Raw genomic sequence first — 12858 nt, 5'->3', positions numbered from 1 at the left:
GAATATAGTGAACAAAAAGGAAGGAAATGCTCTTTTAGGACTCATAGGTTTGGCAACGGTCGGATATATACTGTATGTACTATCTACTTGGTTGTTAGAAGTGCTGTCTATTTTGAAAACATATGATGCTGTGATTGTTGTAGCAATTATTACAGGTTTTGTAACAATTACTACAACGACTCTTAAAGCAATTTGGGATATAAAGCAAAGTAGATTGCATTATCTAACACAAAAACGAGAAGTGGCTTACTTCCATTTTGTTGAAATGATTTACAAAATAAATCAATCAACTAAGGACGGAGCAGATTATTCATCCGAAGAACAAATTGCAGATTTAATAAAATTTAGTAAGGAAATAACATTGTGGGGTTCAAAGAAAGTAGTAGAGCATTGGATGGAGTTTCGTAAGGAAGCAGTAACTAAGTCAGATGGTAAAAAACTATTAAAAATATCTGAACAACTTATGAATGAGATGAGAAATGATTTAGGTGTACAGAAAGTTAAAGAAAAAGCCCTGCTTTCATTTTTTATAAATGATATTGAAAATTTAGATTAGGGGGAGTATGAGTAGGACGGAGAAAGTTATTCTAACAAACATGTGCATGATTACAGACGGTCAGCGGGTATTGGTGCAAGATAGAAAATCAGTCAAGTGGCCTGGAGTCACGTTTCCTGGTGGCCATGTTGAACACGGAGAGAGTATTATTTTCTCTGCCATTCGCGAGGTCAAAGAAGAAACGGGTTAAACGGTATCTAATCTTGAACTGTGTGGCATCCAAAACTGGAGCGACTCTAGTGACGACTATCGTTATCTGGTTTTTTGCTACAAAACAAGTCATTTCTCAGGCTCTATACAGGCATCTGCTGAGGGCGAGGTTTTCTGGATTGACCGTGCAGATTTGAGGAATATGCAGCTGGTATACAGATTTGCAAGGTTCTGCGAATGTATATGCCATTAAATGACGTTCGAAAAGTTCTTTGAGTGGGAGGAGTGATGAGATGTTGTCTAGAGGATTTCAAAATATTTTATTGTTGTTGCTTGACTAAGCTTGTTTATCAAGTAATATTAATTTTGAAAGAGGATACATGTTGATTTTTAAGTCTATTTTGGTATTTTTAATACTAATTCCATTGCTTATTTTTTGGATAATATATCCGATTGTTCTAATTTGGATTCCAATCAAAAAAGTCTTATTCGAAACAATTAACTTTATTCTGAAACTATTGCCTAATAAAATTTTAAAAGTACGGTTATTAAAAAGCACTTTATTACATTTAAGGAAGTTATTAAATTGTAAGAATAAAAAGTTATTTAAATCATTTCTTAATATACCAATAATCCAATATCCAAATATGATATTTGTCTCGGTTTTGTGGTATAGAATTTTACCAATTCCATTAGACTTTATTGAAGGATTTGGTTTTGCCACTGAACTTAGAATATTAACTACCATGGAATTCTTGACATTGGTGAACTATGTGGATATCATCATAGTTCATTGGGGGTATGGAAATGGCAGTAATCGTGGAGAATCCATAATTAACAATATTTTGACGGATTTTGATGTTCATATCGATTTGCTGAAGAAAATCATTGGCCCAGCCTCTTTAATTGGTATTGTTTCAGCGATATTGAGTATGAGTAATATGTTTTTCCCAGAATATTTGAAGAAGAATATGGAAGTTGTAGGAGAAAATATTAATCAAGGAACCGTGACATTATTTGTATTTTTAGGGATGCTTATATTATATTCTTCTGTGAATTACTTTATAATACTCCTGATAACACATATCGTTAAATATTCTCAGAATTATCTTAGCTGGTACGAATTTACAGTAAAAAAATTTTTTAGATGGATAAATATTTTTTAGAAAGAAACAATTATCATGCATATCGCAGACAAAAACGTTACCCGCGCTGTTCTTGAGCGCCATGGGTTTACCTTTAAGAAATCTTTTGGTCAGAACTTTTTGACCGATACCAATATTTTGCAGAAAATTGTGGACACGGCGGAGATTGACCAGAATGTCAATGTCATTGAGATTGGTCCAGGTATTGGGGCTCTCACAGAGTTTTTAGCAGAAAATGCAGCTGAGGTCATGGCCTTTGAAATAGACGACCGGCTAGTGCCGATTTTGGCGGATACTTTGAAGGATTTTGACAATGTGACCGTCATCAATGAGGATATTTTAAAGACAGACTTGCAGACTCAGATTCAGAACTTTAAGAATCCAGATTTGCCTATCAAGGTTGTGGCCAATCTGCCTTACTATATCACCACCCCCATCCTCATGCACCTGATTGAGAGCAAGATTCCTTTCAGTGAGTTTGTAGTTATGATGCAGCGAGAGGTAGCCGACCGTATTTCCGCTGAGCCCAATACCAAGGCCTATGGGAGCCTCTCTATTGCAGTTCAGTATTATATGACCGCCAAGGTGGCTTTTATCGTGCCTCGCACCGTCTTTGTGCCGGCACCAAATGTGGACTCCGCCATCCTCAAAATGGTTCGGCGCGAACAACCCTTGGTCGCAGTCCGTGACGAAGATTTCTTCTTTCGGGTGTCCAAGGCCAGCTTTGTCCATCGTCGCAAGACCCTCTGGAACAATTTAACTAGTCATTTCGGTAAATCAGAGGAGACCAAGGAAAAACTAGATAAAGCACTGGAACTAGCTGGTATTAACCCATCTATTCGCGGGGAAGCCCTCTCCATTGCAGATTTTGCCCAGTTGGCGGATAGTCTGAAAGAAGTGGGATTCTAAAAGTATGTTGCTCTACCCGAAAGGGTAGAGTTTTTTGCAGAAAAATCGATAGTTGTGAATTAGGTCAGCAAATTTTTTTCCTCCAGTAAAAAGTGTGTCTTAATTATTCTGAGAAAGCGTTTTATACTAGACTTGTCAATCAATAGATTACAAAAGGAGGACAAAAATGGCAGATTGGTTAAATATTGCTGGTAAAACAGTGGTGGTCACAGGGGCTTCCTCGGGTATCGGGAAGGCCATAGTAGATGAACTGCTGGAATTGGGCCTTAAGGTGGCTAATTTTGACATTGCGGACAATGGAGAAAGTCATGAAAACCTCTTCTTTCAGAAGGTCGATGTGACCTCCAGAGAGCAGGTAGAGGCGGCTGTTTCAGCCACGGTGGAGCGTTTTGGAACCATTGATGCGGTTGTCAATAATGCGGGAATCAACATTCCCAGACTTTTAGTGGATCCCAAGAATCCCCATGGTCCATATGAATTGGATGATGCGACATTTGAGAAAATCACCATGATCAACCAAAAGGGGCTCTACTTGGTCAGCCAGGCCGTTGGCCGGATTTTAGTTGAAAAGGGCAAGGGAGTCATCATCAATATGGCTTCGGAAGCTGGTCTGGAAGGTTCGGAAGGCCAGAGTGCCTATGCAGCCACAAAGGCTGCGGTCTATAGTTATACCCGCTCTTGGGCAAAAGAGTTGGGCAAGTACAATGTCCGCGTCGTGGGTGTTGCACCAGGCATCATGGAAGCAACAGGTTTGCGGACCCTTGCCTATGAGGAGGCGCTGGGCTATACTAGAGGAAAGACAGTAGATGAGATACGGGCAGGCTATGCCTCCACCAGCACGACTCCCCTGGGTCGCAGCGGGCAGTTGCGTGAGGTGGCAGACCTGGTGGCCTATTACATCTCGGATCGGTCTAGTTATATCACAGGAATTACAACAAATGTAGCGGGTGGCAAAACCCGAGGATAAAAGTTGAGGTAGAAAAGTGGCAGTAGTCAATCGTTGGTATCGTATCTTAGAACTCTTAGTGACCCAGCAGCGTCTGACCCTGGAAGAGTTGCGCTCAGATTTGAATATCAGCCTGTCTACCCTGCAAAAAAGCATCGAACAGCTCAACGAACTGTTGGATTCAGACCTGCAAATCAAACAGGAAGGTCAGCTGGTCAGCCTGGAAGTCTATGATTATCGGAGGCTAGAAGATATCCTCGCAGGGAGTTTGCGCAAGGGAAGTGATTTTAATTCCTCCAGCAAACGGACTTCCTACTTAATCAGACGGCTGGTTCGCAGTTCCCAACCACTGCTGATTGATGACTTAGCAGAAGAAATTGGGGTGAGTCGAACCACCATCAACAAGGATTTGCGGCAGGTCAAGGACTTGGCAGCAGCCTATCAGGTGAACATCCTAGGAAGACCCAATCGAGGACTAGAAGTTTCTGGTTCAGAACTGAACTTGCGGCTCTTCTATATCCACCATGTCTATGCCTACTTTGACTCGGACAGTTTGACGGAGGAAAGCCAGTGCTTCTTAGAGGGCTTGTACCAGACCTTCAAGCTGCCCAAGAAGACCCAGGACTTGCTCACAAAGGCGATTGCCATTACGATTGCTCGCCTGCGGAGGCGGCAGCAGCTGCAGCAACCCCTTGCCTATTATACCAATGAACTGGCTGATTCAGACCTGGTGCACCAGTTGGTCTACCATATCGAGATGACCTACCACCTCTCCCTCAGCCAGTATGAGCAGGACTTTATTAGTTTTCCCCTCCATATCCAGTATATCGATGGGCTGCCCTATCGTCCCCGTCCGAGCAGAGAACTCTTGGCCCTTTTCCAAAAAATGGTCAAAAAGGTGAAGGAAACCCTGCTAGTGACCTTTAACGAGGAAAACTTGTATGTAGAAATGCACCGGCACTTGAAGTTTCTTCTCCATCGCCTCATCTTTCATGCGCAGGCCAAGGATATTTTCCATGGGGACATTCCCAACAAATACCCCTTGGCCTTTGAGATGGCCAAGGTTGCTGCCCAAGAATTGCAGCAATCCGTTGGCTATCAACTGGCCCTCTCTGAGTTGAGCTATCTGGCCCTCTATTTTGAATTGGCCTTGCGAGAAGAAGAGTCGGACAAGCAGTTGCGAACACGAAAGATTGCGGTGGTTTGTACGACCGGTCGGGGAACTGCCAACATGATTTGCCGGCAACTGAGGCGGGTTCTGGGTCAGGGAATTAGCATCTCCCAGTATTCAGAGGAAGAATTTAATCCGCTAGAGGATGATGATTATTTCGCCATTTTTACGACCATCCCCCTCAAACTGACGGGATTGAAATCCCCGGTAGTCCATCTGACCAAGCTCTTTGATGATCAGTGGTTAGAGGATGAGTGGCAGCGGGTGAATCGTTACCATCAGAAAAACCTGGAGACCATCACCTTGAAATTTGCCCGTCTTTCTGAGGAAGCCAGCTATCAGGCTTATTTGGAGAAGATGGTGGCTAGTCTGGAAAGGGAGGGTCTGGTGGACAGTCAGTTTCTGGACCGGACCCTAAATCGGGAGTTGCAGCAGTCCACTATCTTTGGAAATGCGATTGGCTTTCCCCACACCATCAATCAAAAAGAGGGCCAGACCATTCTCATGTTGGGGATCTTGGATCAGCCTCTTCAAGATGAGCTAGGGCTGGTGGAGTTGATCTTTTTGGTCGCCATTCCCCAACAAGTCCAAGACCAGATGGAAACGGAGTTGCTGGAATTGTACGATGACATTTTCAGGATTGCGAGTGATGCCTCTCTCAAAGGGGACCTGAAAAAGGTGACAACAGAGGCAGAGTTCCTTGCATTTACACGAAGTAAAGGAGTCTTTTAAATGAACAGCATGATACTGTTTGGAGCATTTTGCGCGGCAGCCTATGTCCTGCAGATCCTCCTTGGCTTGAAACAGCTCAAAAACTTCAATGTCACCTATGGTCAGCTGAGGGAACTGGGCCGGGTTGCCATCGGACGGCGTTCTGGCAAGATTCAGTCTGGCACTATTGTCCTCTTTGCCCTGGATAGGGAGGGAAAAGTGCTGGCTGCGAAAAAGATGCAGGGAGTGACCATCCTGGCTCGTTTCAAGGACATGCCGGCCTATATCGGGCAGGACATCCACTATCTGGATCGCTACAATCCCTTGGTACGCCAGGAAAATAAGTTGCTTCAGATAGCCATAGAGGATGCGCGTGAGGTCTTTCTCCGCGTGGAAGCTGGTAACTATCAGGATGTTCCAAAATATGGCTCGGCCTTGGATGTGACGACCAATGCCAAGTACTTACTGTCGCGTTTCAAATATCATTTCAAAAAATCTTAAGACAATCGAGGAAAGCTCGAAGAAAAGGAGTTTAGTATGGATTTCATTATTAACTTTGCGGAAGGCTTTATGCGCCTCTTCCAACTGGGAGGAGACACCTTTATTTCCTGGATGACAGGCATTGTACCAGTCGTCCTCATGCTCTTGGTGGCCATGAACGCCCTCATTGCCATTCTTGGGGAAGAAAAGGTCAATAAGCTGGCCCAGGTGTCCGCTAAGAACCCCATCAGCCGTTACATGATTTTGCCCTTCATTTCAGCCTTTATGCTGGGAAATCCCATGGCCATTTCAATGGGGCGCTTTATGCCCGAATTTTACAAGCCAAGCTATGTTGCCTCCCAGATGCAGTTTTGCCACACCTCTAACGGGGTATTTCCCCATATCAATCCAGGGGAGCTCTTTGTTTGGCTTGGGATCGCATCAGGCATTGAAACCCTGGGCCTGAGCACCATGGATTTGGCCATTCGCTATCTCTTGGTGGGCTTGGTCATGAACTTCTTTGCAGGCTGGATAACAGACTTTACGACTGCCTGGGTCTGCAAGCAACAGGGCGTGACCCTCAGCAAAACATTGAACTAGAAAAGGACGAAGGAGAACAATCATGGCATATCAAAGCATCAAAGTTGTCAAAGGTAGCGGTGGATTTGGCGGTCCTCTCGTGATTACCCCAACGGAAGAAAAACATAAGTTTATTTATATTACTGGCGGCGGTGAAAAGCCTGAGATTGTGGATAAGATTGCCGCTTTGACTGGGATGGAAGCCGTCAATGGCTTCAAGACATCTATTCCAGATGAAGAAATTGCCCTAGCCATCGTAGACTGTGGAGGCACTCTTCGTTGTGGCATCTATCCGAAAAAAGGGATTCCGACCATCAACATCGTAGCGACTGGCAAGTCTGGCCCCCTGGCCCAATACATCACGGAGGATATTTATGTATCAGCTGTCGGTGTGGACCAGATTTCAGCAACTGGTGAATCCGCAGTCGAAGCAAGGCTAGTGGCAGAAGAGCCAAAGGTTGGGACCTATGACACCAGCAAGAAAATTACCGAACAACGAGCAGAATCCAGTTTTGTAGCCCGCATCGGGATGGGGGCTGGTAAGGTTGTTGCCATCTTTAACCAGGCAGCCCGCGATGCCATCCAAACCATGCTCAATACCATCCTGCCCTTCATGGCTTTTGTTTCCCTCTTGATTGGGGTTATCAATGGCTCTGGCGTGGGGAATTGGATTGCCAAACTCATGGTTCCCCTGGCAGGAAATGTGTGGGGCCTCATCATCATCGGCTTCATCTGTTCGCTGCCCTTCCTTTCACCCCTGCTTGGACCTGGTGCGGTCATCTCTCAAATCATCGGAACCCTGATCGGTGTGGAAATCGGCAAGGGCAATATCCCGCCACAAATGGCTCTCCCTGCCCTCTTTGCCATCAATACGCAAAATGGTTGTGACTTTATCCCAGTTGCCCTAGGTTTATCAGAAGCAGAAGCGGAGACTGTTGAAGTTGGGGTTCCCTCTGTTCTCTACTCTCGCTTCTTGAGTGGTGTTCCCCGTGTCGTAGCGGCTTGGATTGCCTCCATCGGTCTCTACCAATAAGATTCCCTTCTTTCAAAAAGAAAGGAAAAGAGTATAATAGAGGTGAAGAAAAGGGAGCGGGTTTCCTTGAGGAACCCACTCCTACCCTCACCAGCCAATGACAGAAAAAAGAGGAAAGACATGTCAGTAATTTTTGAAACTAGAGTGGTCGCCATTGGACCAGAAGCGCTCGGGATGATTGAAGGGGCAAATATGCTGATCCTCTTCGGCGAGGGGGCCCCTGCAGACCTTGCAGAATTTTGTTTTACCATTGATAACAAAGACCTAAGAGGTAGCATCCCGGTTGGGGGGAAACTGCGGATAGACCAGCAGGAGTTTGTGATTACAGCTGTTGGTAACGTAGTGGAGAAGAATCTTCGCAACCTCGGCCATATCAGTATTCATTTTGATGGTTCCAGTGCAGGAAGCCTTCCGGGCACCCTCCATGTTGAGGGGGAAAGCCTTCCAAGCTTACAGGATGGGACAGTGATTCAGCTCTTGGCTTAGCCAATCCCAAATATGCTAGAAAAGCAAAACCCAAGCCAGTAATCTGACTTGGGTTTCTTGTCTACAATGCGGAGGAAGGGATTTGAACCCTCACACCCGATGGGCACATGCGCCTGAAGCATGCGTGTCTGCCGTTCCACCACCTCCGCATGGGATGATATTATCATACACAATTTTTTCCCAAAAAACAAGTTTCTCTTTTTGTTTATTAAAGAATTTATCAATGGTCTGACTGACTAAGCCGCATCCTGTTGAAAATTTTGGTATAATAGGGGTAATTAAGTAATTTTGACAGTACATAAAAAAGGAGTTTATTTGCAAGGTAGAATTATCAAATCCTTGGCAGGTTTCTACTATGTAGAAGCAGATGGCCAAGTGTATCAGACGCGGGCACGCGGGAATTTTCGAAAAAAAGGTCAGACTCCCTATGTAGGGGATTTTGTAGACTTTTCTGCAGAGGACAATTCCGAAGGCTATATCTTAAATATTCATGAACGCAAAAACAGTCTAGTACGACCACCCATTGTCAATATCGATCAGGCAGTAGTCATCATGTCTGCAAGGGAGCCAGATTTCAACGCTAATTTGTTGGATCGTTTTCTGGTGCTTTTGGAGCAAAAAACAATCGAGCCCATTATCTATATTAGTAAACTAGATCTAGTTGATGATCTTGCACAACTGGATCGTTTTAAGGCTATTTATGAAAACATCGGCTATGCTTTCCTTTATAGGCTAGAAGAGTTGCTGCCCTATTTGGAAAATAAGGTGACTGTCTTTATGGGCCAGACGGGGGTTGGCAAGTCCACCCTGCTCAACAAAATCGCCCCAGATTTAGCCTTGGAAACAGGGAACATTTCAGATAGTCTAGGTCGTGGTCGCCATACGACGCGGGCAGTGAGCTTTTACAATGTCAATGGCGGAAAGATTGCGGATACACCAGGTTTTTCTTCTCTGGACTATGAAGTGAAGGAAGCTGAGCTCCTCAATGATTGCTTTCCTGAGTTGGCCGACGTCAGCCAGGGATGTAAATTCCGGACCTGTACCCATACCCATGAGCCAAATTGCGCAGTCAAGCTAGCCCTAGAAACTGATCTGGTGTCTCAAAGCCGCTATGATAACTACCTGCAATTTCTAAGTGAAATCGAGCAGACTCGTGAAGTTTACAAAAAAGTGAGTAAGAAAAATTCCTAATAGAAAATAGAAAGTTGGTACCTATGTCTCGTTACAAAATCGCTCCCTCTATCCTAGCGGCAGATTATGCCAATTTTGAAAAAGAACTAAAACGTCTGGAAGAAACAGGTGTAGATTATGTCCACATTGATGTGATGGATGGCCATTTTGTGCCCAATATTTCCTTTGGTGCAGATGTGGTTGCTAGCATGCGTCCCCATAGCAAGTTGGTGTTTGATTGCCATCTCATGGTTTCTAATCCAGAAAATCATATTGACACCTTTGCACGTGCGGGTGCAGATATTTTGACTATTCATGCCGAAGCAACCGTTCATATCCACGGAGCCCTACAAAAAATAAAGGCTGCTGGCATGAAGGCTGGTGTCGTTATCAATCCAGGAACGCCTCTAGCTACCATTGAGCACGTCCTCAACTTAGCTGATCAAGTTCTCATCATGACTGTCAATCCAGGTTTTGGTGGTCAAGCTTACATTCCTGAGATGGCAGATAAGATTGCAAATTTGGTAGCTTTACGTGAGGCCAAGGGTCTGAGTTTTGACATTGAAGTTGACGGTGGCATCGATGATCAAACGATTTATTCAGCAAAGGCAGCAGGAGCCAATGTCTTTGTAGCAGGATCCTATCTGTTCAAGGGTGACCTCCAAGCTAGAGTAGATAGTTTGAAGGCAGCTCTTCATGATTAGAATTGCTTTCTTTGCAGGTGGAGATTTGGATGTGTTGGAGACAGACTTTGATGTCTTTGTAGGAGTGGATGCAGGTTCTCTTTTTCTACTAAAGCACGGTCTTCCGTTGGATATGGCTATTGGTGATTTTGATTCGGTTAGTCCCTCGGATTTTCAACAGATTAAGCAAGTAGCTACAGAGCTCATTCAGGCGCCAGCTGAAAAAAATGATACGGATTTGGAATTGGCTTTAAAGACGATTTTTGAGCGCCACCCTCAGGCTCATGCTACAGTTTTTGGAGCCTTAGGTGGGAGGATTGATCATTTACTTTCCAATCTATTCTTAGCAAGCGAGCCTGATTTGGCACCTTTTATGCAACAAATAGAGTTGGTAGGTGCAACCAACCGTATCCTCTTTCGCCCAGCAGGTCAGCACCGCTTGTCACCCAAGAAGGGCATGACCTATATTTCTTTTATGCCTGCAGATGGTAGCCGTTTGACCATCGAAAATGCGAAATACCCATTGAAGGAAGAAAATTTCTTTTTTAAAAAATGTTATTCAAGCAATGAATTTCTTGAAGGAGATATACAAATAAGCCTCGATACCGGCTATGTCGTCATCATTTACAGTAAGGATAGGAGTTAGAATGGAGATTGTCATTGTTATCCTCTTGGTCTTCATGTTACTGGGTGTCTTGGCCCTCTGGATGAAGACTCAGGCTATGAGTCAGCAGCTATCAAGGGAATCAGAGGCTACAGCCGATCAGCTATCCGACCAGTTGACCTATCAGTTGGAAACTAATAGTCAGAAACTGTTGCAACAACAGGGGCTCGTCAATCAAGAGCTAACTGAACTACGCCGAGAACTTTACCAGCACCTGACAGAAATTCGCCAAGACGTGAACCAGAGCCTGTTGCAAAATCGAGATGCGACCGATCAGCGCCTACAAGCCTTGCAGACTTCTAATGAAAAACGCCTAGAAGAGATGCGACAAACTGTGGAGGAGAAGCTAGAGAAAACCTTACAGACCCGCCTTCAGGCTTCCTTCGAGACGGTTTCCAAGCAATTAGAATCAGTCAACCGTGGTTTAGGCGAAATGCAAAATGTAGCTCGTGATGTCGGTACCCTCAACAAAGTTCTCTCCAATACGAAGACTCGGGGAATCATGGGGGAATTGCAGCTGGGCCAGATTATCGAAGATATACTAACTCCCAGTCAGTATGAGCGAGAATTTGCCACTGTGTCAGGCTCCAGTGAGCGGGTGGAATATGCTGTCAAGATGCCTGGTCAGACTACAGATGATTATGTCTACCTCCCCATTGATTCCAAATTTCCACTGGCAGATTATTATCGTTTAGAAGAAGCGTATGATGAGGGAGATAAGGGGCAGATCGAGTTTTATCGAAAAACGCTGTTGGCCTCCATTAAACGTTTTGCTAAAGATATTTCAACCAAGTACCTCAATCCACCTGAAACTACTAATTTTGGGATTTTGTTTTTACCGACAGAAGGTCTTTATTCTGAGGTTGTCCGCAATCCGGAGTTTTTTGATGGTCTGCGTCGCAATGAGCATATCGTGGTTGCAGGCCCGTCCACCTTATCGGCCTTACTTAACTCCCTATCGGTAGGCTTTAAAACGCTGAACATCCAAAAATCTGCCAATGATATCAGCAAGATTTTGGGGAATGTCAAGGGAGAATTTGGCAAGTTTGGTGGTATTTTGGCCAAGGCCCAAAAGCACCTCAGCAATGCCAGCAGTAACCTAGATGAGCTTTTAAATCGTAGAACATCTGCTATTGAGCGAACACTTCGGACAATCGAACTCTATGAGGATGACCAAACCAGACATCTCCTACAAATAAATGAAGAAGAGAGAATAGATGAAAATTAATCAAATGAAAAAGGATGAATTCTTTGAAGGGTTCTACTTAATCAAGTCAGCGGAAGTCCGCCAAACTCGGGCTGGAAAAGACTATCTAGCTTTGACATTTCAAGATGATACAGGTGAAATTTCAGGCAATGTCTGGGATGCTCAGCCAGGGAAAATCAAGGATTTTACAGCGGGAGTTGTAGTTCATATGCAAGGTCGTCGTGAGGTCTACAATAACATGCCCCAGGTCAATCAAATCACCCTGCGTCTGCCTCGCTTTGATGAGCCCAATGACCCTGCAGATTTTAAGGAAAAACCGCCAGTAGATGTCAAGGATACTAAGGAATACTTGAGTCAGATAGTCTTCCGAATTGAAAATGCTACTTGGCAGCGTATCGTACGTGCTCTGTACAGCAAGTATGAAAAAGAGTTCTATTCCTACCCAGCAGCCAAGACCAACCACCATGCTTTCTACTCTGGTTTGTCCTATCACACAGCAACTATGATTCGTCTGGCAGATGCCATTGGTGACATCTATCCCCAGCTAAACAAGAGCCTCCTCTTTGCAGGTATCCTACTCCATGATTTAGCGAAGGTCATTGAGTTGACTGGTCCAGATAATACTTCCTATACCGTTCGTGGCAATTTGATTGGTCATATCTCCCTTATTGACGAAGAAATCACGAAGGTCCTAATGGAGTTAGGTATAGATGATGAGAAAGAAGATGTGATTGTTTTGCGTCATGTGATTTTAAGTCACCATGGCCAGTTGGAGTATGGTAGTCCTGTTCGTCCGCAAATCATGGAAGCAGAGATCCTACACATGATTGACAATATTGATGCGGAAATGATGATGATGATAACAGCTCTTGATAAGGTTAGCGAGGGTGAGATGACCAACCGTATCTTCGCCATGGACAACCGCGCCTTCTATAAGCCGAATATTAGCAAATAAAAAACGATGAAAC

15 protein-coding genes and 1 tRNA gene are annotated in these 12858 nt (G+C 44.4%); 15 read left to right on the top strand and 1 reads right to left on the bottom strand.

The annotated features are described in order from the left end of the window. Positions 1-7: 7 nt before the first annotated feature. From F602_RS0104050 to F602_RS0104005, 10 genes are all read left to right on the top strand, one after another. Entirely contained in the window at positions 8-556 is a 549-nt protein-coding gene (locus F602_RS0104050) for a hypothetical protein (RefSeq protein ID WP_018166683.1), read from the top strand. Between the two features lie 7 nt (positions 557-563). Continuing rightward, positions 564-746, top strand: coding sequence for an NUDIX domain-containing protein (locus F602_RS11190; protein WP_018166682.1), 183 nt, complete (start codon positions 564-566; stop codon positions 744-746). Positions 747-1086: 340 nt separating this feature from the next. After that, positions 1087-1872 (top strand): hypothetical protein, encoded by a 786-nt coding sequence (locus F602_RS0104040; protein WP_018166681.1) that lies wholly within the window; start codon positions 1087-1089, stop codon positions 1870-1872. Between the two features lie 15 nt (positions 1873-1887). Then, a complete protein-coding gene (gene rsmA, locus F602_RS0104035; RefSeq protein WP_018166680.1) occupies positions 1888-2760 on the top strand; it encodes a 16S rRNA (adenine(1518)-N(6)/adenine(1519)-N(6))-dimethyltransferase RsmA in 873 nt (290 codons plus the stop codon). 166 nt (positions 2761-2926) lie between these two features. Beyond that, positions 2927-3727 carry an SDR family oxidoreductase gene (locus F602_RS0104030; RefSeq protein WP_018166679.1) on the top strand — a complete coding sequence of 267 codons (801 nt, stop codon included), beginning with the start codon at positions 2927-2929 and terminating at the stop codon, positions 3725-3727. A gap of 16 nt (positions 3728-3743) precedes the next feature. After that, positions 3744-5609: a BglG family transcription antiterminator gene (locus F602_RS0104025; protein ID WP_018166678.1), complete on the top strand. Its 1866-nt coding sequence runs from the start codon at positions 3744-3746 to the stop codon at positions 5607-5609. Continuing rightward, positions 5610-6089: a transcriptional regulator GutM gene (locus F602_RS0104020; protein WP_018166677.1), complete on the top strand. Its 480-nt coding sequence runs from the start codon at positions 5610-5612 to the stop codon at positions 6087-6089. It abuts the gene before it with no gap. A gap of 36 nt (positions 6090-6125) precedes the next feature. After that, positions 6126-6668: a PTS glucitol/sorbitol transporter subunit IIC gene (gene srlA / locus F602_RS0104015; RefSeq protein ID WP_018166676.1), complete on the top strand. Its 543-nt coding sequence runs from the start codon at positions 6126-6128 to the stop codon at positions 6666-6668. Positions 6669-6690: 22 nt separating this feature from the next. Then, positions 6691-7680 (top strand): PTS glucitol/sorbitol transporter subunit IIB, encoded by a 990-nt coding sequence (srlE, locus tag F602_RS0104010; RefSeq protein ID WP_018166675.1) that lies wholly within the window; start codon positions 6691-6693, stop codon positions 7678-7680. Between the two features lie 120 nt (positions 7681-7800). Further along, positions 7801-8166 carry a PTS glucitol/sorbitol transporter subunit IIA gene (locus F602_RS0104005; RefSeq protein ID WP_018166674.1) on the top strand — a complete coding sequence of 122 codons (366 nt, stop codon included), beginning with the start codon at positions 7801-7803 and terminating at the stop codon, positions 8164-8166. A 67-nt stretch (positions 8167-8233) separates the two neighbouring features. Here F602_RS0104005 and F602_RS0104000 read toward each other — a convergent pair. Next, positions 8234-8315 (bottom strand) — tRNA-Leu (locus F602_RS0104000). 166 nt (positions 8316-8481) lie between these two features. Between F602_RS0104000 and rsgA the strand changes: the two genes are divergently transcribed. The 5 genes from rsgA to F602_RS0103975 are packed head-to-tail and all read left to right on the top strand — an operon-like array spanning position 8482 to position 12845. After that, entirely contained in the window at positions 8482-9357 is an 876-nt protein-coding gene (rsgA, locus tag F602_RS0103995; RefSeq protein ID WP_018166673.1) for a ribosome small subunit-dependent GTPase A, read from the top strand. A 23-nt stretch (positions 9358-9380) separates the two neighbouring features. Further along, a complete protein-coding gene (gene rpe / locus F602_RS0103990; RefSeq protein WP_018166672.1) occupies positions 9381-10040 on the top strand; it encodes a ribulose-phosphate 3-epimerase in 660 nt (219 codons plus the stop codon). Further along, positions 10033-10665, top strand: coding sequence for a thiamine diphosphokinase (locus F602_RS0103985; protein ID WP_018166671.1), 633 nt, complete (start codon positions 10033-10035; stop codon positions 10663-10665). Before rpe ends, F602_RS0103985 begins: the two co-directional genes overlap by 8 nt. A 1-nt stretch (position 10666) precedes the next feature. Beyond that, positions 10667-11911 (top strand): DNA recombination protein RmuC, encoded by a 1245-nt coding sequence (locus F602_RS0103980; RefSeq protein WP_018166670.1) that lies wholly within the window; start codon positions 10667-10669, stop codon positions 11909-11911. After that, complete coding sequence (locus F602_RS0103975) at positions 11901-12845, top strand: 3'-5' exoribonuclease YhaM family protein (RefSeq protein WP_018166669.1); 945 nt, start codon at positions 11901-11903, stop codon at positions 12843-12845. Before F602_RS0103980 ends, F602_RS0103975 begins: the two co-directional genes overlap by 11 nt. Positions 12846-12858 lie beyond the last annotated feature (13 nt).

This window comes from Streptococcus minor DSM 17118, from assembly GCF_000377005.1.
Taxonomy (GTDB): domain Bacteria; phylum Bacillota; class Bacilli; order Lactobacillales; family Streptococcaceae; genus Streptococcus; species Streptococcus minor.
This window is presented reverse-complemented; position numbering and strand designations above follow the sequence as displayed.

Bases quoted from the DNA above. Each gene is read 5' to 3' on its own strand.
- rpe (WP_018166672.1), top strand. From the start codon at position 9,381: ATGTCTCGTTACAAAATCGCTCCCTCTATCCTAGCGGCAGATTATGCC.
- F602_RS0104030 (WP_018166679.1), top strand. From the start codon at position 2,927: ATGGCAGATTGGTTAAATATTGCTGGTAAAACAGTGGTGGTCACAGGG.
- F602_RS0104020 (WP_018166677.1), top strand. From the start codon at position 5,610: ATGAACAGCATGATACTGTTTGGAGCATTTTGCGCGGCAGCCTATGTC.
- F602_RS0103980 (WP_018166670.1), top strand. From the start codon at position 10,667: ATGGAGATTGTCATTGTTATCCTCTTGGTCTTCATGTTACTGGGTGTC.
- rsmA (WP_018166680.1), top strand. From the start codon at position 1,888: ATGCATATCGCAGACAAAAACGTTACCCGCGCTGTTCTTGAGCGCCAT.
- F602_RS0103975 (WP_018166669.1), top strand. From the start codon at position 11,901: ATGAAAATTAATCAAATGAAAAAGGATGAATTCTTTGAAGGGTTCTAC.
- srlA (WP_018166676.1), top strand. From the start codon at position 6,126: ATGGATTTCATTATTAACTTTGCGGAAGGCTTTATGCGCCTCTTCCAA.
- F602_RS0104005 (WP_018166674.1), top strand. From the start codon at position 7,801: ATGTCAGTAATTTTTGAAACTAGAGTGGTCGCCATTGGACCAGAAGCG.
- F602_RS0103985 (WP_018166671.1), top strand. From the start codon at position 10,033: ATGATTAGAATTGCTTTCTTTGCAGGTGGAGATTTGGATGTGTTGGAG.
- F602_RS0104040 (WP_018166681.1), top strand. From the start codon at position 1,087: ATGTTGATTTTTAAGTCTATTTTGGTATTTTTAATACTAATTCCATTG.
- F602_RS11190 (WP_018166682.1), top strand. From the start codon at position 564: ATGAGTAGGACGGAGAAAGTTATTCTAACAAACATGTGCATGATTACA.
- srlE (WP_018166675.1), top strand. From the start codon at position 6,691: ATGGCATATCAAAGCATCAAAGTTGTCAAAGGTAGCGGTGGATTTGGC.